General features: G+C 62.6%; 1 pseudogene. It reads left to right on the top strand.

Annotation, left to right across the window (positions count from 1 at the left end):
- Positions 1–313: pseudogene (locus AB4Y44_RS42570) on the top strand (hypothetical protein); the annotation flags it as partial.

Below are 313 nucleotides of genomic sequence, written 5' to 3'. Positions count from 1 at the left end.
GCAATGTCACGAACATCACCGGCCAGCTCGCCGATGCGGTGATGTACGACACGTCGACGCACGACTCGGTGACGCTGGGCGGTGTGGAGGCGACCACGCCGGTGGCGCTGCATAACGTGGCGGCGGGTGATCTGAGCGAGGACAGCACGGACGCGGTGAACGGTTCACAGCTGTACGCCACGAACCAGCAGGTTAGCCAGAACACGACGAACATCTCGAACCTGTCGGGTGACGTGAGCGATATTGCTGGCGACATCACGACCATCAACGGCCAGCTCGCTGACGCGGTGATGTACGACACGTCGACGCACGA

It is taken from the genome of Paraburkholderia sp. BR10937 (assembly GCF_040965695.1).
Lineage (GTDB): Bacteria > Pseudomonadota > Gammaproteobacteria > Burkholderiales > Burkholderiaceae > Paraburkholderia.
Note: the sequence above shows the minus strand (reverse complement) of the source record. Positions and strands in the feature narration are given on the sequence as shown.